This is a genomic window from Gluconacetobacter tumulicola (assembly GCF_014174215.1).
GTDB classification, from domain to species: domain Bacteria; phylum Pseudomonadota; class Alphaproteobacteria; order Acetobacterales; family Acetobacteraceae; genus Gluconacetobacter; species Gluconacetobacter tumulicola.
The window spans coordinates 139293-163256 of the sequence record NZ_JABEQL010000006.1 but is presented as its reverse complement, the minus strand read 5'-3'; the positions used below and the strand labels follow the sequence as shown (position 1 = coordinate 163256).

Annotated in this window: 18 protein-coding genes; 9 read left to right on the top strand and 9 right to left on the bottom strand. The window is 65.4% G+C overall.

Annotation, left to right across the window (positions count from 1 at the left end; genetic code table 11):
- Window positions 1-132: 132 nt before the first annotated feature.
- Entirely contained in the window at window positions 133-1026 is an 894-nt protein-coding gene (locus tag HLH29_RS06700) for a glycine--tRNA ligase subunit alpha (RefSeq protein ID WP_182965169.1), read from the top strand.
- Between the two features lie 3 nt (window positions 1027-1029).
- Window positions 1030-3090 (top strand): glycine--tRNA ligase subunit beta, encoded by a 2061-nt coding sequence (glyS, locus tag HLH29_RS06695; RefSeq protein WP_182965168.1) that lies wholly within the window; start codon window positions 1030-1032, stop codon window positions 3088-3090.
- Here the strand turns inward: glyS and HLH29_RS06690 are convergent.
- The 6 genes from HLH29_RS06690 to HLH29_RS06665 all read right to left on the bottom strand — a co-directional run bounded on the left by HLH29_RS06690 (window position 3071) and on the right by HLH29_RS06665 (window position 9384).
- Window positions 3071-3529 carry a DUF3293 domain-containing protein gene (locus HLH29_RS06690; protein ID WP_182965167.1) on the bottom strand — a complete coding sequence of 153 codons (459 nt, stop codon included), beginning with the start codon at window positions 3527-3529 and terminating at the stop codon, window positions 3071-3073. The two genes, glyS and HLH29_RS06690, sit on opposite strands and share 20 nt — an antisense overlap.
- Entirely contained in the window at window positions 3526-4677 is a 1152-nt protein-coding gene (rodA, locus tag HLH29_RS06685; RefSeq protein ID WP_182965166.1) for a rod shape-determining protein RodA, read from the bottom strand. The genes HLH29_RS06690 and rodA overlap by 4 nt, the downstream gene beginning before the upstream one ends.
- Before the next feature lie 133 nt (window positions 4678-4810).
- Complete coding sequence (mrdA, locus tag HLH29_RS06680) at window positions 4811-6724, bottom strand: penicillin-binding protein 2 (RefSeq protein ID WP_182965165.1); 1914 nt, start codon at window positions 6722-6724, stop codon at window positions 4811-4813.
- 37 nt (window positions 6725-6761) lie between these two features.
- Window positions 6762-7325, bottom strand: a complete 564-nt coding sequence (locus tag HLH29_RS06675) for a hypothetical protein (protein ID WP_182965164.1) — start codon at window positions 7323-7325, stop codon at window positions 6762-6764.
- Window positions 7326-7337: 12 nt separating this feature from the next.
- On the bottom strand, window positions 7338-8243 hold the full coding sequence (mreC, locus tag HLH29_RS06670; RefSeq protein ID WP_182965163.1) for a rod shape-determining protein MreC: 906 nt from the start codon (window positions 8241-8243) through the stop codon (window positions 7338-7340).
- 94 nt (window positions 8244-8337) lie between these two features.
- Window positions 8338-9384 carry a rod shape-determining protein gene (locus tag HLH29_RS06665; protein ID WP_182948744.1) on the bottom strand — a complete coding sequence of 349 codons (1047 nt, stop codon included), beginning with the start codon at window positions 9382-9384 and terminating at the stop codon, window positions 8338-8340.
- 388 nt (window positions 9385-9772) lie between these two features.
- On the opposite strand from HLH29_RS06665, the gene HLH29_RS06660 reads away from it, so the two are divergent.
- Window positions 9773-10054: a cell envelope biogenesis protein OmpA gene (locus HLH29_RS06660; RefSeq protein WP_182965162.1), complete on the top strand. Its 282-nt coding sequence runs from the start codon at window positions 9773-9775 to the stop codon at window positions 10052-10054.
- A gap of 114 nt (window positions 10055-10168) precedes the next feature.
- Complete coding sequence (locus HLH29_RS06655; protein ID WP_182965161.1) at window positions 10169-10564, top strand: cell envelope biogenesis protein OmpA; 396 nt, start codon at window positions 10169-10171, stop codon at window positions 10562-10564.
- Between the two features lie 79 nt (window positions 10565-10643).
- Here the strand turns inward: HLH29_RS06655 and HLH29_RS06650 are convergent, their stop codons facing one another.
- Window positions 10644-12224 (bottom strand): 2-isopropylmalate synthase, encoded by a 1581-nt coding sequence (locus HLH29_RS06650; protein ID WP_182965160.1) that lies wholly within the window; start codon window positions 12222-12224, stop codon window positions 10644-10646.
- 302 nt (window positions 12225-12526) lie between these two features.
- A complete protein-coding gene (locus HLH29_RS06645) occupies window positions 12527-13423 on the bottom strand; it encodes an N-acetylmuramoyl-L-alanine amidase family protein (protein WP_182965159.1) in 897 nt (298 codons plus the stop codon).
- Window positions 13424-14003: 580 nt separating this feature from the next.
- Between HLH29_RS06645 and HLH29_RS06640 the strand changes: the two genes are divergently transcribed.
- Window positions 14004-16967 carry an Rne/Rng family ribonuclease gene (locus HLH29_RS06640; RefSeq protein WP_182965158.1) on the top strand — a complete coding sequence of 988 codons (2964 nt, stop codon included), beginning with the start codon at window positions 14004-14006 and terminating at the stop codon, window positions 16965-16967.
- 198 nt (window positions 16968-17165) lie between these two features.
- On the opposite strand, the gene HLH29_RS06635 is transcribed toward HLH29_RS06640, so the two are convergent.
- A complete protein-coding gene (locus HLH29_RS06635) occupies window positions 17166-18038 on the bottom strand; it encodes a dimethylarginine dimethylaminohydrolase family protein (RefSeq protein WP_182965157.1) in 873 nt (290 codons plus the stop codon).
- Between the two features lie 336 nt (window positions 18039-18374).
- On the opposite strand from HLH29_RS06635, the gene HLH29_RS06630 reads away from it, so the two are divergent.
- The 4 genes from HLH29_RS06630 (at window position 18375) to HLH29_RS06615 (ending at window position 23964) form a co-directional block, all read left to right on the top strand.
- Entirely contained in the window at window positions 18375-19898 is a 1524-nt protein-coding gene (locus tag HLH29_RS06630; RefSeq protein WP_182965156.1) for an ABC transporter substrate-binding protein/permease, read from the top strand.
- Complete coding sequence (locus tag HLH29_RS06625) at window positions 19888-20646, top strand: amino acid ABC transporter ATP-binding protein (RefSeq protein WP_182965155.1); 759 nt, start codon at window positions 19888-19890, stop codon at window positions 20644-20646. Before HLH29_RS06630 ends, HLH29_RS06625 begins: the two co-directional genes overlap by 11 nt.
- A gap of 158 nt (window positions 20647-20804) precedes the next feature.
- Window positions 20805-23072: a TonB-dependent receptor gene (locus HLH29_RS06620; RefSeq protein WP_182965154.1), complete on the top strand. Its 2268-nt coding sequence runs from the start codon at window positions 20805-20807 to the stop codon at window positions 23070-23072.
- A gap of 22 nt (window positions 23073-23094) precedes the next feature.
- Window positions 23095-23964, top strand: a complete 870-nt coding sequence (locus tag HLH29_RS06615) for a sugar phosphate isomerase/epimerase family protein (protein ID WP_182965153.1) — start codon at window positions 23095-23097, stop codon at window positions 23962-23964.

The following is a 23964-nucleotide window of genomic DNA, read 5'->3' as shown; positions in this document are numbered from 1 at the left end:
CATGGATTTCGCAACCCCGGCCCGTCACGCCACGCGCCGCCTTTCGATCCGCGCGTCATACCTGTATGGTGCGCCCCCTGTGCGTGCCGGATGGCATGCGTTTTCCATCGCTTACCCGGAGCATCCCTGTCCATGGTCCCGGCCTCCGCGCCTCGCCCCCGTGCCCCTGCCGCGCGTCCCCTGTCCTTCCAGGACCTGATCCTGACACTGCATCGATTTTGGTCCGCACAGGGCTGCGCCATCCTGCAACCGTACGATACCGAAGTCGGGGCCGGCACGCTCTCGCCGCACACCACCCTGCGCGCGCTGGGCAAACGGCCGTGGAAAGCAGCCTACGTCCAGCCCTGCCGCCGGCCCTCCGATGGGCGTTACGGGGAAAATCCGAACCGGCTGCAACATTACTACCAGTACCAGGTCCTGCTGAAGCCGACGCCCGAGGAAAGCCAGAAACTACTGCTGGACAGCTACCGCGCCATCGGCATCGACCCGCTGGAACATGATATCCGCTTCGTCGAGGACGATTGGGAAAACCCCACGATCGGCGCCTGGGGGCTGGGCTGGGAAGTCTGGTGCGACGGCATGGAGGTGACTCAGTTCACCTATTTCCAGCAGGTCGGCGGCATTCCCACCGTGCTTCCCTCCACCGAACTGACCTACGGGCTGGAGCGGCTGGCGATGTACGTCCAGGGGGTCGAAAATGTCTACGACCTCGACTTCAACGGCCAGGGCCTGACCTATGGCGACGTCTTCCTGCGCGCCGAGCAGGATTATTCGCGCCATAATTTCGAATTGGCCGACACCGAAATGCTGCATCGCCATTTCATCGATGCCGAACGCGAGGCCACTTCCCTGGCCGAAGCCGGTATCGCCCAGCCCGCCTACGATCAGTGCCTGAAGGCCAGCCACCTGTTCAACCTGCTGGATGCGCGCGGCGTGATCAGCGTCAGCGAACGCGCATCCTATATCGGCCGCGTGCGGGCCCTGGCCCGTCGCTGCTGCGACGCATGGCTGGCCGGCGAGGAATAAGTCATGCCCGAACTTCTGCTCGAACTGTTTTCCGAGGAAATTCCCGCCCGCATGCAGGCCCGCGGGGCGGACGACCTGCTGCGCCTGGTCACCGAGGCCCTGGCGCCGCTGAACCCGCGCAACGCCACCGCCTTCGCCGGCCCCCGCCGCATCGCCCTGACCCTGACGCTGGACGGCACCGTACCCGGCACCACCATCGCCGAACGCGGCCCGCGCGAAGGCGCGCCCGAAAAGGCGCTGGCCGGCTTCACCCGCAAGCATGGCGTCACCCAGGACGATCTGGTGCTGGAGAATGGCTTCTGGGTGCTGAACCGCACCGTCCCGCCGGTCGAGGCGGCGACCCGCATCGCCGAGATCCTGCCGCCCCTGCTGCGCCGCTTCCCCTGGCCCAAATCCATGCGCTGGGGCGACGGCAGCGCCTTCACCTGGGTCCGGCCGCTTCGCCGCATCCTGTGCCTGTTGGATGGCGAGGTGGTCTATGTCACCCTGGCCAAGGACGAGGATGACGGTCACGGCCTGCACGCCGACCGGCTGACCGAGGGCCACCGCTTCACCGCGCCCGGCGCCTTCGCCGTGACCGGCGCGGCCGACTGGCGCGAAGGCCTGCGCGCCCGGCAGGTTCTGGTAGACGCAGCCGAGCGCCGCGCCCTGATCGAGGACGGCACCGCCCGCCTCGCTGCCGAGGAAGGGCTGCGCATCGTCGCCGACCCGGGCCTGGTGGACGAGGTCGCGGGCCTGACCGAGTGGCCCGTGCCGTTCCTCGGCCGGATCGACGAAACCTTCATGGATCTGCCGCCGGAGGTCATGCAGGTATCGATGCGCGTCAACCAGCGCTATTTCGCCCTGGTCCGCGATGACGGCTCGGCCGCGCCGCGCTTCGCCTTCGTCGCCAATCTGCAACCCGAGGATGGCGGCGCGCTGACCATCGCGGGCAATGAACGCGTGCTGCGCGCCCGCTTCGCCGACGCCCGTCATTTCTGGGACCTGGACCGCGCCCGCCCCCTCGCCAGCCGGATCGGGGCGCTGGATGCCATCATCTTTCACGCCGCCCTCGGCAGCCAGGGCGAACGCGTGCAGCGCATCGTCCGTCTGGCCGGCCTGTTGGCGCCGATGGTCGGCGCCCCGATCGCCGAGGCCGAACGCGCTGCCTTGCTGGCCAAGGCCGACCTGACCACCGGCATGGTGGGCGAGTTCCCCGAGCTTCAGGGCGTGATGGGATCGTATTACGCCCGCCATGATGGCGAGCCCGCCAGCGTCGCCACGGCCATCGCCGAACATTACATGCCACGCGGCCAGACCGACGGCGTGCCGACGGCCCCGGTCTCGATCGCGGTGGCACTGGCCGATAAGATCGACAGCCTGACCGCCTTCTTCGCGGCGGGCGAAAAACCCGGCGGATCGGGCGATCCCTACGCGCTGCGCCGTGCCGCCCTGGGCATCATCCGCATCATCCGCGAAAACGCGCTACGGCTGGATCTTGTCCGGCTGTTCGTGCTGGCGGCCGAGACCCTGCCCGAGACCCTGCGCGACGCGCCGGACCTGGCACTGCTGCCCGGCTTCGTGGCCGAGCGGCTCCGGGTCCAGTTGCGCGCCGAAGGTGCCCGCCATGATATCCTGGCCGCGATTTCCAGCGGAAACGAGGACAGCGACATCACCCGCCTGCTGACCCGCACCGACGTACTGGCCGCCATGCTGGCTACTGATGACGGGCAAAACCTGCTGGCGGCGACCAAGCGCGCCGCCAACATCCTGCGGATCGAAGACCGCAAGGACGGCCCGCATGACGGCACGCCCGACCCGACGCTGTACGAGCAGCCCGAGGAACGCGACCTGGCCAACATGCTGCTGGAGGTCACCCCCGCAGTCGAGGCCGCAATCTCCAATGAGCGCTATACCGACGCCATGCGCGAAGCCGCCCGCCTGCGGCCGGCCCTGGACCGATTCTTCGAAGCGGTCACGGTCAACGCTGACCGCGCCGATCTGCGCCTGAACCGGCTGCGCCTGCTGGCCGAACTCCGGCGCATGATGGTGCTGATCGCGGATTTCAGCCAGATCGAAGGCTGAGTCCATCCCCACCCGGCCGCCGCGCCGGGTGCGGCGCTTCAAGAAACACCAGCCGTGCCGGCCTCCCCTCCCGCACCAGCAGAACGGCATTCTGCCTAAAGCGCCGAGCGATCACCCGTCCGCGTGCCAGCGGCAGACGCACGGCGAACAGCGGCTCAGCCCACTGTCCCAGCCGCCCCTCACCTTCCCGGATTTCGCATCCCGCCAGACATGCGGCCAGTGCCCGCATTCGCCGCAGGTTCCAGCCATCCGGCCGGCGGCGACCACCCGGATTGGCGGCGCTGACGAATACCACGTCACCGCGCCGCCACCATGCGGGCAGCGTCGGATCGTCCCGCACCGGGCGCTGTCCGACCCGCACAGATATCCCGCCCGCACGATACAGGCTCCGCCGATATGCAAGCGCGGTCGCGGCATCGACCGGCCGCAGACCGGTCACGACCTGTCCCCGGCCTCGCCAAAATGGTCGTTGCGGTGCACCCAGGCCGACATCAGCAGGCCGAAACCGAACATCACCGTCAACATGGCCGACCCACCATAGGAAATCAGCGGCAACGGCACGCCACCAACGGGGATCGTCCCCATCACCATCGACAGGTTGACCGCACAATACAGGAAGAAATTGGTCGCGATCCCCAACCCCAGCAACCGTCCGAACTGGTTGCGGCTGCGCATGGCAATCAGCATGCCGCCGATCACCATCAGCATCAGCAGCCCGATCACCGCAATCCCGCCGACATAGCCCCATTCCTCGGCGATCATGGTGAAGATGAAGTCGGTCTGCTTTTCAGGCAGGAAGTTCAGCTGGCCCTGCGTGCCGTGCAGATAGCCCTGCCCCCACATACCCCCCGAACCGAGCGCAATCTTCGACTGGATGATATTATAACCCGCCCCAAGCGGATCGCTTTCCGGATTCAGGAAGGTAGTAATGCGCGCCTTCTGGTAATCATGCAGATGGCTGTAGGCAAACTTGCCCAGAAAGGGCAGCGGCAACAGCAGCAGCGCGATCTGCCACAGCCGCATCCCCGCGCCGAAGAAGATGGTGGCACCCACCACGCCAATGATGACGGCCGTGCCCAGATTGGGCTCCTTCAGCACCAGCCCCACCGGCAGCAGCACCATGGCGGCGGGCGGCAGCAGATAGAGCGGATTGACCATGCGCCGGTAGCTGACACGATGGAACCAGGTCGCCAGCACCAGCACCAGCGCGATCTTGGCCAGTTCGGACGGCTGAAGCTGCACGCCACCGACGATCAGCCATCGCTCCGCCCCCTTGCCGACATGCCCCATGCGCAGCACGGCGACCAACAGCACCAGCGACAGGCCATAAAGCGGCCACGCCAGACGCGTCAGCACACGCGGACTCATCAGCGCCACGCAGACCATCATCACCAGACCGATGGCGAAGCGGATGGTCTGCGGCCCCGCAAACGGATGGGATGACCCGCCGGCGGCGGAATAAAGCGCGCCATACCCCACCATGGCCAACGCGCAGATCAGCAGCACATACAGCCAATTGACCTGCCACAGCTTGGCCAGGATACGGAAATTGGGCTCGGCGCGCAGAAGGCGTTTCTGGAAATTCATGCTCTCGGTCCCGCGTCATCGCCCGCAACGCCACACGGACGGCGGCCACAGATGCGCGTCCCACCCGCCCTTGTCCAGAGTCTGACTGAACATGTGCGCGCGGTGCGATCCGAACGCGCTCCCGTAGGGACAGCTATTCGAAGTCCTCGACCTCCGCCACCACCTGGCCCGGCGGCTCCTTGCGGTTCGCCGGGTCGCGGGTCAGCGTATCGGTCATGATATCGCGGGCCAGCGGGGCGGCAACCGCAGCCCCCGCATTGCCATGTTCCACCACCACCGCCGCTGCATAGCGCGGTGCGTCATAGGGCGCGAAGCAGATGAACAGCGCATGGGGCCGGTATTCCCACGGCAGCGAAGACGAATCGAAATGCCCGCTCTCGCGCAACGCGCGCGAAACATGCCGCACCTGGGCCGAACCGGTCTTGCCGGCCATCTGCACTCCCGGAATATCCAGCTTGGCCTTGGGCGCGGTACCATGTTCCTCGTTGACCACGGCATACATCCCGGCCCGCAACTGAGCCAGGAAGGGCTCCGGCATGTCCAATGCCGGCCAGTGGCCACCATCGGTGCCGTCGGTCTGCCGGCCCGAAATCGCCCGAACCAGATGCGGCTGCACTGCCCGCCCACTGGCGATCCGCGAGACATAGGTGGCAAGCTGCAGCGGCGTCACCTGCACGAACCCCTGACCGATGCCGCTGACGATCGTGTCTCCGCCATTCCAGTGCTGGCCATGCGCCCGCCGCCATTCCGGCGTAGGGATCAGGCCCGCCCGGGTATGCTGCAGTTCAATATCCAGGTTCGTGCCCAGCCCGAAACTGTGGGAGGCGGCCGCAATGGCATCCATGCCGGTCCGCCGCGCCACTTCGTAGAAGAACACGTCGCAGGAGAATTTCAGCCCTTCCTTGAGGGTCAGCGCGCCATGACCATAGCGGGACCAGCAGTGGAACCGCGTCCCGCCCACATCCAGATAACCTGGACAGAAAATCCGATCGGTCGGCGACAGGGTGCCGGCCTTCAGCGCCGCCATCGCCACCGCCGGCTTGAAGGTCGAGCCCGGCGGATAGACACCAGCCACCGCCTTGTTGATCAGGGGCGTGCGCGGATCGGTGGCCCATTCCTGCCACTGCGCCTGACTGACCCCGCTGTCGAATAGCGACGGGTCGAAGGACGGGTTGCTGACCATGGCCAGCACCTCGCCATTACGGCAATCCATCACCACCGCGCTGGCCGACTGGTCGGCAATCCGCCCCAGCACCGCCTGCTGCAGGCCCGAATCGATGGTCAGGGTGATTTCGTCGCCCGGCTGCCCCTCGTCGCGCGACAATTCGGACATCAGGCGACCGACCGCGTTGACCTCGACCTCCACCGCGCCGACCTGGCCGCGCAGTAGCCCATCCTGGGTCTGCTCGATACCGGCGCGTCCCACCCGCATTCCGGGCAGTGCCAGCGTCTGATCCTGCGCCACATCCTTGTCGCCGGGCGGTGCGACATAGCCCACCACGTGCGCCATCAGCGGCCCGAACGGATAATTCCGCGTGGTCCCGACATCGATCAGCACCCCGGGCAGCGAGGGCGCATTGAGTTCGATCCGCGCCATGTCGTCCCAGGACAGGAAATCATGCAGCATGACGGGAATAAAACGCCGCTTGTGCCGGATCTCGCGCTCGATACGCGCCCGATCCCGCGCCTCGATCGGCACCAGCGCGGAAAAACGATCCAGGGTGCCCGGTATGTCGCTGGTTTCCTCGGGCAGCAGCAGGGCACGCCAGTTCACCTTGTTCGAGGCCACGGCGATCCCAAACCGGTCGACCACCCGCCCGCGTGGCGAGGCGATCAGGCGGCGGCTGACGCGATTATTCTCAGCCATACGGGCGAAGTGATCGCCCTCCACCACCTGCAACCCGTACAGCCGATGGCCCAGCAGGCCGAATGCCGCCATCTGGGCTCCCAGCACAACCAGCGCACGCCGGGTAAAGACCCCACGCGAGGGCGTATCGGCATCGGGCCGCGACATCAGGCGCTGCAAGGTTTTGCGACGCCGAACCATCAATCCATCCAGGCCGGGACGAAATCGAAAACCGCCATCAGGCTCGATCCGGATTGGCGATAGAACGCCCCAGAGTGCTGAAGACTACGCACAGAAGCGGAAACACACCGACCCCGAGCACCCACTGGAACGCGAAGGCAATCATGGGCACAAGGTGCAGCGACAGCGCGGAAATCAGTCCCCATTGCAGCGCCGTCGCGGCCAGCGACACGCCGTCGAACACCAGCCACAGAACGAGAATGTGAGCCCGCGAGAAGCCGTAGCGGCCAGAAAGTGCCACCCCATGGACGAGCAGTACCACCAGAAGCATCACACCCGGCGGCCCGAACCCGAGCAGATCGACCAGCATCCCAAGCAGGAACACGATCGGCGACGACATCGATGCCGGCCGGAACACCGACCAGAAGAAAACGGACGACAGCAGAATGCCCGGCAACAACTCTGCCTGCCCGGGCAGGCCGAACGGCGCGGAAAGCAGCAGGACAGCCATACCGGTCAGCGCGGCGGGCAGGCCACGCCGCGATAGCATGTCCAGCCGCCGCCACAGACTGGGCCGAGGCTGAATGCCCGGTTGGAACTCTGGAGCCTGGTCGGGCGTCATCCATGCACACTCTCATCCATGGCCCAGTGGGGAGGAAAATGGGAGCGAGAAGGAATCGGCCGGGCGCCGCACCGGAATCCGCCCCGGCGCATCGGGAGGGACGACAGCGGAGCGCCCATAATCGAAGACCCGTACGATGTCGAGATGCCCCAGTGACGCAAAGGGGATGACGACCGGCTGACCGGGGCGAACATAATGGATCTGCCCGACAGGCAGGCCCGCGGGCATTGTATCGATCTCGCCATTGGTGACGACGCGCTCTCCCTCGACCGGGGGATTGTCCTGGGAATAGTAGATAAGGCGAGGTGTACCCGAATTATCGCCGGCCATTATAGCGGCCCCGTGGCTGACTTCCAGTCTGACCGGTATGCGGCTCGACGCATCGGTGAGCAGCAGGACACGCACCGACCGGCTACCGATCTCGGTCACGCGTCCGACCAGGCCCGAACCGTCGAGCACGATCTCATCCTTATGGATTCCCGCATCGACATTGGCCGCCACAAGCACGCTGCGGGCATACAGACCACTAGTATCACGGACGACCCGGCCCGTGACGAAAGACGGCGAGGGATCGGGCATCCAGTGCAAATTAGCCTTGAGGGCCGCGTTTTCATCCGCCAGCGCGGCCGCGACATCATACCAATGGCGCAGATTGGCGTTTTCCGCGCGCAGGCGCTGGTTTTCGATCTCGATCCGACCCATGTCGCGCATGCGGCCCAGCAGGTCGCGCGCCTGTTCCTGCGGCCAGACAACCAGCCCGTACGCGGGCGCCAGAATATCGGCCAACCCCATCCGCACCCGTTCCGTCAGACTGCGATCCGCCTGTCCAAGCAGGATGATCCCCAGCGCGGCAACGATCAGAATCGGAAGGACCAGCCGCTCCAGCGCCTGACGCAAGGTGATGGAAAGCGGAATCATGACGGGTTCGCCGGGTATCGTGCATACCCACGCCAGTCACACCCGCCATTATGCCGGACGTCCATCGCCTCGGCCCCCCGCGTTCCGCTCGTCGTCAGTACATACTGGTCAGCACATTCTTCAAACGTTTCATCTCTTCCAGGGCGCGTCCAGTCCCCAGCGCCACGCAGGACAGCGCATCCTCACCGACCGTGACCGGCAGGCCGGTGGCCCGGCGCAGCACGTCGTCGAGACGATAGAGCAGCGCACCACCACCGGTCAGGACGATGCCTTTGTCCACGATGTCCGCCGACAGTTCGGGCGGTGTGTTTTCCAGCGCCGTCGTCACCGCATCGACAATCTGGCTGACAGGCTCTGCCAGGCTCTCGGCGATCTGCGCCTGCGACACCACAACCTCGCGCGGAACGCCATTGATCAGGTCGCGCCCCTTGACCTCGCGCCAGCCACCGTCATCGTCAGGATCGTCAGGAGGCAGGGCCGAACCCAGTTCGATCTTGATGCGCTCGGCCGAGCTTTCGCCGATCAGCAGGTTATGGTTGCGCCGGATGTAAGAAATAATGGCCTCATCCATCTTGTCGCCGCCGACACGGGCCGATCGGGCGTAGACGATTCCACCCAGCGAGATCACGGCAACTTCGGTCGTGCCGCCGCCGATATCGACGATCATGCTGCCCGAGGGTTCGGTCACCGGCAGCCCGGCACCGATCGCCGCGGCCATCGGTTCCTCGATCAGGAACACCTTGCGCGCGCCCGCGCTCTCCGCGCTCTCCTGAATCGCCCGGCGCTCGACGGCCGTGGAGCCGGAGGGGACGCAGACGATGATCAACGGGCTGGCGAACATCCGCCGGTTATGCACCTTGCGGATGAAATGCTTGATCATTTCCTCCGCCACCTCGAAATCGGCGATCACGCCGTCGCGCAGGGGCCGGATCGCCGTGATGTTGCCGGGCGTGCGCCCGACCATCTGCTTGGCTTCCTCGCCGACCGCCAGCACCTGCTTCTTGCCGCGCACATCGGCGATGGCAACCACCGATGGTTCGTTCAGGACAACGCCGCGTCCCTTGACATAGACAAGGGTATTGGCCGTGCCGAGGTCGATGGCCATATCGGCCGACAATAGACCCAGCAGACGAGCAAACATCCAGAACTCCCGACAAACAAGCACGACACGATTCGGAACATGGGACGCACGACCTGCCGAACGGCAGCCCGTCGCGACGCATCCCAGTCTGCCGGATCAGGCCGAGGGCTTACCGGGGCTACAGGACACGGGCAAGGCCCGGCCACATTAATTCGTGCTTTTCAGGCCGTCACCCTCTTCCGGACATGAAAAAGGCACAGACCCTTCCCATATGCCCTCAGGCCGCTATTCGGCCCAGCGCGAATGGGCCGCCGGAAAAAAAATCCGGCCGCCTTTTTTTCGCCATCGGAACGCCCCGCCACGCACACGACCTGCAGGGAAACTCGCAGCACCGGAAGACGATACCCCGTAGCTGGCGAACGGCGCCCTTTCGACAAGGAAGATTATCATGACGATCCGCACCCAAACCTCTTTCTTCACCCGGACGGCCTTGCTCGGCGCCGGACTTCTGGCCCTGGCGGGTTGCGGCAATCCGTACGACCCGGGCGCCCGCGCAGGAACCGGCGCGCTGATCGGCGCCGGCGGCGGCGCCGCGATCGGTGGTTTGGCCGGCGGCGGGAGCGGCGCCCTGATCGGCGCATTAGGCGGCGGCGCGGTCGGCGCTGCCGCGGGGGCCGCCACCACGCCCAATCCGCCACGCCGGAGTGGATATTACAACCGGGGCTACTGATCCGCCGATGACATCGCCCCGATTTCGCTTTCCGCTGACGAGGGCGAAAAAGCGCGATACGGTGCATCATACGATGCCCACCGCCCTACACCGGCCTGAAACCACGAGAATTCCATGAGCCCTCTTCGCACTCCCGCCTCTCCACCCCGCCACCTCGTCCGCAAGGCCGGGCTCCTGACACTGGGCGCTCTTGCCCTGTCGCTGGCGGCCTGTAGCAATCCGTATGATCCGGGCCAGCGCGCGCTCGGCGGCGGCCTGATCGGCGCGGGAGGTGGCGCCGCGATCGGCGCATTGGCCGGTGGCGGTCGCGGCGCCGCGATCGGCGCCCTGGCCGGCGGCGCGGTTGGAGCGGCGACCGGCGCCGCCACCACGCCGAACCGGCCGCAGCAATATTATCCGCCGCCGGGCGGTTATGCGCCTCCCGCCTACGGGCCATACGGGCAGCCATCCTATCCGCCGCCCGGCTATCCGCCGCCGCCCCCGCCACCGCCCGGCTATTACAATTACTGACCGGCCGCACCCGGAAAGCCGGATATGAAAAAGCGGGGCCTCCCGGGGGAGGCCCCGCCGATTCGTCCTGTCCGCGGCGTCAGGCGGTCACACTCAGGGCCTCGGGCTCTGTCCGGGCGCGCTTGACCAGCAACTTATTCAAAGCGTGCACGTAGGCCCTGACCGCCGAGACCAGCGTGTCGCTGTCCGCACCCTGGCCATCGACCAGCTTGCCGTCCTCTTCCAGCCGCACGGTCGTGCGGGCCTGAGCATCACTCCCCTCAGTCACCGCGCCGACCGAATAGAGCTGCAGAGTCGCCTCGTGGGGGAAGATCGCGCGTACAGCGTTAAAGGCCGCGTCAACCGGTCCCTGCCCGTTCGCCTCGCCGCTACGAGCCTCTCCATCGACCTCCAGCGTCAGTTCCGCGCGCGCCGGGCGGCGCGACCCGGCCTCGATATCCAACGAGATGAAACGGATGCGGGCATGATCGCGCGCTTCGTCATCCACCAGAGCGACCAGATCCTCGTCGTAGACAACCTTCTTGCGGTCGGCCAGGTCCTTGAAGCGCGCGAAGGCATCATTCAGATGCGCCTCGTCCATCTCGCCATAGCCCATGGCCTTCAGCTTGTCGCGGAAGGCCGCACGGCCCGAATGCTTGCCCAGCACCAGCGACGACCGGGTCCAGCCGACGCTCTCGGGGGTCATGATCTCATAGGTCGCGGCATTCTTCAGCACGCCGTCCTGATGGATGCCACTCTCATGCGCAAAGGCATTGCGCCCGACGATCGCCTTGTTGGGCTGCACGTCGAAGCCGGTGATGGTCGCCAGCATGCGCGAAGTCCGCAGCAGGTTTTGCGTCTGGATGCCTGTCTTGTAGGGCAGCACATCCTGGCGCGTCCGCAGCGCCATCACGATTTCTTCCAGCGCCGCATTGCCCGCGCGCTCGCCGATGCCATTGATCGTGCATTCGATCTGCCGGGCGCCCGCCGCCAGCGCGGCGATGGTATTGGCCACGGCCAGGCCCAGATCGTTATGATTATGCGCCGAGAAGATCACCCTGTCCGCGCCCGGAACGCGGGCCTTCAGGTCAGCGAAAATGCGGGCCATGTCTTCGGGCGTGGCATAGCCGACAGTGTCGGGGATGTTGATCGTGGTCGCCCCGGCCTTGATCGCGGCCTCGACGCAGCGGCACAGAAAATCCGGGTCGGTGCGCGAGCCATCCTCAGCCGACCATTCCACGTCGTCGGTGAACTGCCGCGCTGCCTTGTTGCCGGCCGTGATCAGTTCCAGCACCGTCTCGGGCTCCATCCGCAGCTTGTATTTCATATGCAGCGGCGAAGTAGAGATGAAATTGTGAATGCGCCCGCGCTCGGCAGGGCGAATGGCCTCGCCCGCACTGGCAATGTCGTTTTTGCCGCCGCTACGGGCCAGAGCGCAGATCACCGGGCCACGGATGGCGGATGCGATCTGGTGAACGCTCTCGAAATCACCCTTCGACGCCACCGGGAAGCCGGCCTCGATCACGTCGACGCCCAGTTCGGCCAGCGCCTCCGCCATCCGGAGCTTCTCGGCCAGATTCATCGAGAAACCAGGGGATTGTTCGCCGTCGCGCAGGGTCGTGTCGAAGATGATGACCCGGTCGTCGTCAATACGGCCGAAGGACGGATGGTCGATTGTCATGAAATACCTCGGACAGGTCCGGAATGTTCGCCTGCATACGCCGCGTGGGCGCTGCTTCCTCGCATGCGGGATTGCTCCCGCCGTCTCCCCTGGGCGCGCCGGCATCATGCCGACCCTGAACGCTCAGGGGCAGATAAGTCGGAGACGAAGGAGAAGGGCAGCCCGGTCGCGGGCATGCGACACCAACAGCGCCTTGGCGCCGGACAGCCCTGCCGTCATGGTGATCGCGTTAACCATGCCGCGCACCATACAGTCCGCCCCACCGATTGCAACAGAAAAGGCCGTGGGGAACACCCCGGCTTTTACCCTGTCAGACGGGTCACCCCGCCGGCCGAGGCGAAATAGCGGTCGACCGCCTGTTTCATCGCGCCCGCCACCATCATCCGATGCCCCGCCTGGCGGAGCGCGGCCTCATCCATCCGGTTAGACATGAACCCCATTTCCACCAGAACCGAGGGGATGTCGGCCGATTTCAACACGACAAACGCCGCATGGCGCGCCGGATGGGACAGCAGGCCGATCCGTGGCCGAAAGGCGTCCACCACACTACTGGCCATATGGGCCGCCCCACGCCGCGTTTCCTCGCTTACCAGGCTGGACAGGATGGCCGCGACCTCGGGCGAATTGGCATGCACCTGGGGGCCGCCGAACCGGTCGGCGCTGTTCTCGGTCCGGGCCAGCGCCGCGCTCTGGGCGTCAGACGCCTGCCCGGAGAGCGTGTACACGCTGGCCCCACGCACCGAGCGATCGGTCAATGCGTCGGCATGCATGGAAATGAACAGCGACGCACTATGCGCATGCGCGATCTCCACCCGCCCTTCCAGCGGGATGAAGCGGTCGTCCGTCCTGGTCATCGCGACGCGATAGGCGCCGCTGGCCAGCAATTGCCGCTGCAGTTCGGCGGCAGCCGCCTCGGCAATATGTTTCTCATACGTGCCGGAAACCCCGATCGCGCCGGGGTCCTTCCCGCCATGGCCGGGATCGAGCATGACCAGCGGCAAGGGCGCCGCCGCCCGCCCCACAATCGCCGGGGCACGCAGGGGGGGCCGGGCATGCGCGACGGCGCTGTGCGCGGCCATTCGATGCACCGCAGCGCCCGCGTCGCCGGCCCGTGCCGCAAGCCCCGCGCCCAGCGTGGCCAGCAGGACCGCGCGCCGCCCCCGGCCGGCCGGCGCCCTTTCGGAATGATCAGCATCCATGAAACCGCCCCTCGTGGCCATTTCCGCGACGGATCATAGCAGGCTCCACTCCCTTCGTCTGCATTTCAACGGCTTGCACGAGATCATTGATACAGATCGTCAACCTGTCATTCCGGGATGCGACAGCGCTTGCAGCGCGGCCTCAGTTAGGTCATGCTTGCACCGTGATGGGTCCGCGTCGGTTGGCGCCGGAAAACGGCCAGGTCGACAGGACCGGATCCATCCGGCAGGTCGCCCCCGTATCGACGGGCCACGGATGCCGCTCCGCCCGGCCGCAAGGCCGGCGCAGGATGACGATGCCCTTTATTCCGACGCCGCACCGCGCATGCGCAGGTGCGCGTCACCGCCTGATGAGGATGGATGAACGCCACGCGACCCGCGTTCGCAGACAGCCCGGTACAGCGCACGTCACATGGGACGCGCGTGGGCAGGATCTGCGCGGATATCGCCGCAACGGCTTCCGGATCCGTCGTATTGTCTCCCATTTCTATCGTTGCCCCTCCCCACCGTCGCGATTGCGCATCCCCCATGAGGACGCCGGACAGACAGCGGAAGCGGGCATACCGGAGTTCCGTTTTTAATGACCAAGCGCATGCTGATCGACACGACACACGCGGAAGAAACCCGCGTGGTCGTGATGGATGGTAACAGGCTCGAGGATTACGACGTCGAGGCTTCGGCCAAGAAGCAGCTCAAGGGCAATATCTACCTGGCCAAGGTCATCCGGGTAGAACCGAGCCTGCAGGCCGCCTTCGTCGAATATGGCGGCAACCGCCACGGCTTCCTCGCCTTCAGCGAAATCCATCCGGACTATTACCAGATTCCGGTCGCGGATCGCGAGAAACTGCTGGCTCTTCAGGAAGAGGAAGCCCGCGCCGAAGAGACCCAGGCTGAAGATGACGCTGACGCAGCGGCCGCTCCTGCCGAAGCCACGGCCGAGGATGCGTCCGAAGGCGAGGTGGAGCCCCTGCCCGAGACCGTGGGCGGCGAGACCGATACCGGCGACGAGAGCATGGTGCAGCGCCGCATCGCCCGTTTCCTGCGCAACTACAAGATCCAGGAAGTGATCCGGCGCCGCCAGGTCCTGCTGGTTCAGGTGGTCAAGGAAGAGCGCGGCAACAAGGGCGCGGCGCTGACCACCTATATTTCGCTGGCCGGCCGCTATTGCGTGCTGATGCCCAATTCGCTGCGCGGTGGCGGTGTGTCGCGCAAGATCACCTCGGTCGCCGACCGCCGGCGCCTGAAGGACGTGATCGCGGAACTGCAGATCCCGCGCGGCATGGCGATGATCGTGCGCACGGCCGGCGCCCAGCGCCCCCGCCCCGAGATCATGCGCGACTGCGAATATCTGCTGCGGCTGTGGGACGACATCCGCGACCTGACGATGAATTCGGTGGCTCCTGCGCTGATCTATGAGGAAGCCAGCCTGATCAAGCGCGCGATCCGCGACATCTATACCCGCGACGTCACCGAAATCCTGGTGGATGGCGAGCCCGGCTGGAAATCGGCGCGCGACTTCATGCGCATGCTGATGCCGCAAAGCGCGCCGAAGGTGAAATGCTGGCGCGACGGCGGCCAGCCGCTGTTCTCTCATTTCAATGTCGAGGGCCTGCTGGACTCGATGCTGTCGCCGACGGTGCAACTGCGCTCTGGCGGCTATCTGGTCATCAACCAGGCCGAGGCCCTGGTGGCGATCGACGTCAATTCGGGCCGGTCGACGCGCGAGCGCAATATCGAGGAAACCGCGCTGCGCACCAATCTGGAAGCAGCCGAGGAAGTGGCCCGCCAGTTGCGCCTGCGCGACCTGGCCGGCCTGATCGTCATCGATTTCATCGATATGGAAAGCCGCAAACATAATGCGATGGTCGAGCGGCGGCTGAAGGACGCGCTGCGCACCGACCGCGCACGGATCCAGGTCGGCTCGATCTCGCATTTCGGACTGCTGGAAATGTCGCGGCAGCGTCTGCGGCCGTCGATTACGGAATCGTCCTTTACCCCCTGCCCGCACTGCCAGGGCACGGGCATCATCCGTGGTACCGAAAGCGCGGCCCTGCACGTGCTGCGCGCGGTCGAGGAAGAAGGCGCTCGCCGCCGCGCGGCCGAGATCACGGTCCATGTAGCCGCCGAGATCGCGCTGTATATCCTGAACAACAAGCGCGCGTGGCTCGACGAGATCGAGAAGCGGCACAAGATGCGCGTGGTCTTCTCCCCCGATGCCACGCTCCTGCCGCCCCAACTGCGCATCGAACGCGTGCGGCCGCAGACCGAGCGGTTCGAACCGGTTGTGCAGGCCGCCCTGGCCGAGCCGGTGGAGACCGAAGCCGAAGCGGCAGTCGAGGCGACCGCCCCCGTGGTGCGCGAGATCCCGATCCAGGCCGAAGCCCCGGCACCGGTCGAGGAGGCTCCGCGTGCCGCCGAAGGGTCCGAGGAGGGTACCGACCATCGCCGGCGGCGCCGCCGGCGCCGTCGGCGTCGGAATGGCGAACGGACGGCCGAGGGCGCGCAGCAGTCGGCCGTTATCGAAGCCGGTGGCGAGGATGAGGATGCGGATACGGATGCGGAAGACGCCGCCGAGCCCGTCGTCGCGGCGGTCGAACCCGCCGAAGCGCCAGTCCCCCGGAACCGCGAAGACGAAGGCCGCGATCGCTCGCGCCGTCGGCGCGACCGGAACGACCGGCGCGAACCCAGGGCCGCAGAAGCACCCTATCGCGGTCCGACGCCGGCCAACCCGTTCGGCAATGGCATCATCGACATCTTCGACGTGATCGAGCAATCGACCGAAGCTGGCCTGCCGGCGGCACCCGCCCCCCGACGTCCAGTCGCTCCCAAGGCCGAACAGGCGGAAATCGTCGATATCGCCGAAACATTGGCGGTGTCGGAACCCGAAGCCGTACCGGTGGAAGTGGCAATCGAAACGGTGGCGGAAGCGGTGCCCGAGAGCGCACCTGCGGCCGAAGACGCGCCGAAGCCGCGCCGCCGTCGCAGTCCCCGCACCCGCAAGGACGCGGAGGCCGAACCGGCGGCGGTTGAACCCGCCACGGTTCAGGCGACGGAAGAGCCCGTCGTGGCTGCTGCCCCGGCGGAGCCGGCCGAGAGCGTGGAACCTGCCGCAGCCCCCCGGACACGCCGCCGGCGCACGGCCAAGGCAGTTCCAGTCGCTGAGGTGACCGCAGAGGCACCGGCCGAAGCGCCTGAAGAGATCGTGGAAGCCGTGACGGAAACGCCGGAGAAGAAGAAGCCCGCACGCAAGGCTGCAACGCGCGCAACGGCCGCAACTCGGACCCGCAAGGCTACCAAGACCGACAAGGTCGAGCAGGCCGAACCGGTCAAGGCCGCGCCGGCCGAGACGGCCGACGCACCCGCCGAGCCGGCCTCCGCCAAGCCCCGGCGGGCCCGCAAGGCTCCGGCACGCACCAAAACCGCAAAGACCGAGACGGCGGACAGCGCACCCGCCGCCGCGGCCGACGGACCGGTGGTGCAGCCGATCGTCATCGACGATGCCACCCCCGCTCCGGCACGCCGGACTGGTTGGTGGCGTCGCTAATCGCTGCCGCAGCCAAGGCCCCGCATTCTCGCCGGACGCGGGGCCCCGATCGGTCGCATCGATGGGTAATCGAAGCCCGCGCACAAACGACACAGGCCCGCTCCCCGTATCGCGGGGGCGGGCCTGTCCGCATTCCGAGACACTGCGTCAAAAGCTCCGCCGTCAACGCCTGGCGGTGCCAGCCCGGACCGGCCGCTCTCAGCCGGTGACGAGTGAAGCGCGGCGCAGCGGCATCGTCATGCAGTGGATGCTGCCCCCCCCCTGCGAGAACTGGTTCAGTTCGGGGTCGATCACGGTCAGCCCCTCGGCCCGCAGCATCTCGTTGATCCGCATTGAATGGCGCGGGCTGACTACCCGGTCGCGACCCAGCGCCAGCACGTTGCAGCCCATGTCCCGCATCGCTTCCTTGTAGCTGACCGGCAGCAGCCGGATACCCTGCGCGCGGAACCAGTCGAGATCTTCATCATCCAGCACGTCCACGGCGGCAATGGCCAGATTTTCCGTCACCATCGTAAAAATAACGTCCAGATGCAGGAAATGTTCCGGGAAGCGGATCATCCTCGTCGCCCACCCGGCCTCTTCGAACCACCCCAGGAACTCGCGCGCCCCCGCTTCGTCCGTGCGGCCACCCGTCACGCCCACGGCAACCAGGCCCGGGCGGATGATATGGATATCCCCCCCCTCGATATGGCCCTTGGTAGCGCTCTTCCAGATATCGTCGGGCTGGTAGAATGTGCGGATTTCCCCCTCTTCCGCCGTACGCTCGGGGCGCATCAGCCGGGTTACGACGGTGCCCCACGGCGTGGTCTGCGAGCTGTCACGCGTATAGACCTGATAAGGCATCCCCGCGCGCGGCTGCAGGAAATGGCAGGCCGCGCCCGCCCCTTCCAGGGCCGAAACCAATTCGCGGAACTGCGCAGCCAAGGCACTCCTGTCGATCCGCACACCCTTCGCCATGGTCTGGATCGCGATGTCATTGCTGGGTATCCAGCTGTAATTATCGGGTGGGCACAAAAGAACATCCGACAATTCGCCGGTTTCACTGTCGATGAACCACCGGTTCGACGTCATGTACCCATACTCCTTCCGCTCGACGATAATGCGAGTCCAATCCTATTCTCCATCCAGCCTAGGCCGAGCACTCCAGAGTGCTCGATTTAAATCTCGTGGAGTTCTCTTTGGGTTTTGGTAAATCAACAACCAACCGAAATGGTGTATAAGGTTCCGATCCGGCTGGCGCCAGCCGGAACATTCCGCCTATGATTCCGGTCGCCGTTCCGCGTCATGCCGCCCCACCAAGGATGGACCCGCTTGCCGAGCTCCTGCCCGTCTACCCTCGCTTTTTCCGGATATCGGTCCCTGGCCCCTTCCGATCGCTCCCTGCGCCGCGCCGGTCCATGGCGCCGCATGCTCGCGGCAGCCCTGCTCGCCCTGGCCGTCCTCCTGCCGGCCGCGCGCGCGCTGGCCGATGATCTCCCCAGCTTCGTACATGACGGCCAGTTGACGCTCTGCACCAACCCTACCCTGCCGCCGATGACCTTCGTCAACGGGTCCGACACCAATGCCCTGGCTGGGATGGATATCGACCTCGCCCGCCGCCTGGCAGCCTACTGGCATGTCGCGCTCATCCCCCAGACGATGGATTTCGAGGGGCTGTTTCCCAGCCTCTCCGCCCAGCGCTGCGGCATGGTCATCAGCGGCGTGCTGCGGCAGGCGGGACGGCTGCGAAATTATGACGCAGTCGCCTATCTGGATTCCACCGTGGTGGCGGTCGCCCGCGTGGGCACACCGAAAATCCGCGAAATGGCGGATCTGTCCGGACAGACCGTCGCGGTGCAGTCCGGCACCAGCTACGCCGCGCAGATCGAACGCGAGAATGATCGCCTCCGCGCCTCCGGGCGGCCACCGATCATCCTGCAGCAATACCCGACCGAAGATCAGGTTGTGCAGCAGGTCCTGATCGGGCGGGTCCATGCGTTCATCAGCCAGGATGTCGAACTCTATTACCGGCAGAAGCAGTTGGGCGGAAAAGTCACGATCATCCTGACGCCCGATTATCCCGACTTTCATCAGTTCGCGGTCTATATCCGCAAGGATTCACGTGATAGCGCCCTGCTGCAGAAGGCGATCGACGAACTGTCCCAAAAGGGCGAAATCGCCGCCATGGCAAAGAAATGGGGCATTTCCGGCGACCATCAAAGCGTCTTCACCGAACGGAATGCCCCGTCACGCTTCGATTTCGCCACCTTCTTCGGCGCCCTGTTCTCCACAGCCTTTCTCAAGGGCGCCGCACTGACGCTGGTCATCGCCCTCCTGTCGCACCTGACGGCCATCGCCATCTCGATCCCGATGGCGATGAAGCTGAATGGCCGGGATTCAATCATCAGGCGGCTGCTCGGGCTTTATGTCGCCGTGTTCCGGGGCGCACCGACGCTGCTTCAGTTGCTGTTCATCTGGAACGCCCTGCCGCAATTCTTTCCCATCTTCCGCGAGCACTGGTTCACGCCGTTCCTGGCGACATGGCTCTCCCTCTCGATCAATGAATCCGCCTATCAGGTGGAGATCAACCGTGCCGCCCTGCGCGCCGTCGATCCGGGCCAGGTCCTGGCCGCCGACGCTCTGGGCATGACGACGGCGCAGACCTACCGCCATGTCATCTTTCCACAGGCGCTGCGCATCGCCCTGCCCCCCACCATCAACGAATTCATCAGCCTGCTGAAGACGACATCGCTCGCCTCGGTCATCTCGTTGCAGGAGCTTCTGGCCGTTACCCAGATCCAGGTGGCCCGCACATTCCAGTTCACCGAATATTATGCCGCCGCCCTGGTCTATTACCTGGCGATGGTCTTCTTCTTCCTGTTCCTGCAGAAGCGGATCGAGCGCCGCTTCATCTGGGCCGACCGCAACAAGGCATCCGCCGATGCAGCTTAGCACTTCCCCCGATCCGACCGCGCGCATCTCGATCCGTGGCCTGAGCAAATTCTACAAGGATTACCTGGCACTCGACCGGATCGATCTCGACATCAGCAAGGGCGAGAAAATCGTAGTGCTCGGACCGTCAGGGTCGGGCAAATCGACCTTCATCCGCTGCCTCAACCGTATCGAGCCGCATGATAGCGGCGTCCTGATGATCGACGGCCACGTCATCGACGACCGTACGGACCTTACGGCGCTGCGCGGCTCGGTCGGCATGGTATTCCAGAACTACAATCTGTTCCCCCATCTCAGCGTCCTGGATAATTGCACGCTGGCACCGCGCCTGGTACGCGGCATCACGAAATCCGATGCCGAAGCCACGGCCCGCCGCTATTTGTCGCAGGTCAATATCGCCGAACAGGCCGAAAAATTCCCGATCCAGCTTTCGGGCGGCCAGCAGCAGCGCGTCGCCATTGCCCGCGCCCTGTGCATGAATCCCGAGATCATCCTGTTCGATGAACCCACGGCCGCCCTCGATCCGGAATCCATCTCCGGAATCGTCGGCATCATGCGCGACCTGGCCGATCAGGGAATCACGACCGTCTGCGTGACCCATGAAATGGGATTCGCCCGCCATATTGCCGACCGCATCGTCTTCATGGACCGGGGCGCGGTGCTGGAGGTCACGCCACCCGAGGAATTCTTCACCGCGCCACGCACCGAAAGGGCCCGGACTTTCCTCGCGCAGATGATCCGCCACTGATCGGCGCGAACCACAGAGCACGTCCCAACACACGAACATGCCCCGCCTGCCGGCAATGCAGGACGGCGGCAAAGTAAACTTTGGAACCTTCTCAACGAAACCATTCCGCTTTTCGTTCTTGGATAAGAACAAGATCATTCCAGGACGGAAAAGCCCCCATGACAGCACGCTCCAGTTCCCCGTGTCGCAACGCCATCGCACAGAGGAACCGGCATGTCCTGTTCTCGGCGCTGCTTCTGGCTGGGGTCAGCAGTATCGCAGCACACGCCGCGCCGACCACGTCCCCGCCGGCGCACGCCACCCGTCACGCCCGCGCCCCCCAGCGCCCGACGCTGGAAGCCATCACCGTCACCAGCGCGCGGACGGCGCGGTTCCATACGATGGCCAACACGGTCAACACGCTCAGCGGCAAGGAACTCCAGTCGCTGCACATCGTCAGCCCCAAGGAGATCGCGGCCTTCATCCCCGGCGTGACCGCCGTCAACGCCACCTCGGGCAGCACGCCGATCTTCTCGATCCGAGGCATCGGGCTGGACGACTATATCGGCACCAACATGGGCGGGATCGGGATCTATATCGACGGCGTCTTCGCACCCTATCCAGTGCTGTATAACGGCCAGATGTTCGACGTGCAGACAGTCAGTGTCGAGAAAGGCCCGCAGGGCTTCGAATATGGCCGCAGCACGACCGGCGGCAGCATGAACATCGAATCCATCAAGCCGACGGGCCATTTCGGCGGCTACCTGAACTGGGGCTACAGCAGCTACGGCACCAACACGGCACGCGGCGCCATCAATACGCCGATCACCGACCGCATCTTCAACCGCTTCGCCTTCAGCTACATCAACGGCGACGGCTGGCAGCACGATATCCATACCGGCCGGCGCTACGGCGCGCAGGATATCCTGTCGCTGCGCAACCTGACCCAGTTCGTCATCGACGACCAGTCATCGCTGATGCTGAACATCCACTACACGCGCGACAAGGGCACCCCGGTCTCGCCGCAGGATGTGGATGGCGACGCGGTAAATGGCCTGCCGGACCGCACGATCAGCGTCGGCCAGAATGCGAAATACAATGCGGTGAATGTCGGCGACAACCGCGCCTCGCGCAACGAAAACGGCGGCGGCATCGGCATCAACTACACCAGGAACTTCGATTTCGGCACCTTCACCTCGGCCACCGGTATCGATTTCTACCGTCGCGACGATTATGACAATTACGATGGCGAATCGGTCAATGTCGGCGACTATCGCTGGAACGACACGACCATCGCCCAGTCGCACGACATGCATCTGAACATGAACCTGGCCAAGCGCCTGAACCTGACGGTCGGCGTCTATGAATCCTGGGACAAGATCAACGGCGCCTATACCAGCTACCGTTCCTTCATCCTGGATTCGCCGCACGCCAGCCTGACCGATCATTTCGTCCAGCAGAACCTGTCGACCGGCCTCTACATCAACACCGTCACGCATATCATCAAGGGGCTGGATTTCATCGCCGCCGGCCGCCTGTCCTATGACGAACGCGGCTTCGATGGCGGCACGCTGGACAATACTGGCGCCGTGACCGGCACGGCGGGTTCGCACCTGTCCTACGTCAACCAGAACCATGAATATGAGCGCCTGACCGGCCGCGTCGGCCTGCGCTATACGATCCTGCCCGGCACACTGGTCTATGGCACGATCTCCAACGGCTACAAGGCGGGCGCCTATTTCGCGGCGCCTGTCACCGCCCCCCAGGCCCTGGACTATGTCCACCCCGAAAACCTGATCGCCTACGAAATCGGCGCCAAGACCAGCCTGTTCAACAACAAGGTGCAGATCGAAGGTTCGCTGTTCGACTACGAATACCACAACCGCCAGACCCTGTTCGTGGCCGAGATGCCGCGCGACATCACCTCGCTCAGCCTCGGCCTCATTCCCCGGGCAAGGACGCGCGGCGGCGAACTGTCCAGCACGCTGCATGACCTGCTGCCCAACCTGGACCTGCGCGGGTCCTTCGCCTATCTCGACGCACAGACCGTCAGTTCGGTCAGCTCGATCGGCGGCCTGCCGCTGCTGGGTAATGTGGATTCCCACTCCGCCCTGCCCTTCGCGCCGCGTTTCTCGTGGAGCGCGGTCGCGCGCTACGGCATCGACGTGACACCGCGCTATCGCGTGACCCTGCAGGCCAGCTACACGTGGAAGGACAACATGCAGGTGGCGCTGGGCGACCCGAACGGCAAGACCAACAAGATCAGCTCGATGGGCCTGCGGATGGAAGTCGGGCCCAAGACCGGCAAATGGACGGCCGCTGTCTATGTCGACAACATGCTGAACCAGCACGGCAATACCTATTCCTTCACCGGCAGCGACAATAGCCGCGTGCAGTATCTCCAGACGCCTCGCTGGGTCGGCTGCGACCTGCGCTATAATTTCTAGGCCCAAGGGTAAGGCGGCCGCCATGCGCCTCGACCTCTTCAAGACCCTGTGGGGCGACACCCGCCCCTGGGCGCCCGTCATCGCGGAGATGCGCGCCGCCGCCTTCGACGGGATCGAGGCGCGCATCCCCGACAACGCGCAGGATGCAGCCGACAAGGGCCGCCTTCTGCGCCAGGAGGGCGTGCCTTATATCGCCATCGCCCTGACCGGCGGCGGCGTCATTCCCCGCCAGGGCGCCACCCTGGCCGACCATCTGGCCGACCTCCGCCACGCGTTGGAGCGCGCTGCCATCATGCAGCCCCGCTTCGTCAACGTGCTGGGCGGCAACGACCGCTGGAGCGTCACCCAGCAGGCGGATTTCATCAACCAGGCAAACGAGATCGGGTGCCAGGCGGGGTTGCGCTGCGTGTTCGAAACACACCGCTCGCGCATCCTCTCCTCCCCCTGGATCGCGCTGGATGTGCTGAACCAGTGTCCCGACGCACTGTTCACGCTGGATATCAGCCACTGGATCGTCACCTGCGAGCGGCTGCTGGACGATCCGCTGGACGATTTCAGCGCCTTCATCGCACGTGTCCATCATCTCCAGGCCCGGGTCGGCTACGATCAGGGCCCGCAGGTGCCGCATCCCGCCGCGCCGGAATACGCGGCGGCCCTCGCCTTCCATCAGCATGTCTGGGCACAGGTATGGGCCGCACAGGCACGGCGCGGCTATGCCGTCACGACGCTGACACCGGAATGCGGCCCGGACGGCTACCTGCACACCTTGCCTTTCACCAACGCGCCGGTCGCCGATCTGTGGGATCTGAACCGATGGATCGCGGACACCGAACGCCGGCATTTCGACGCATTCCAGCAGTGCCAGAACAGCCTGGCCTCAGGAGACATCTGA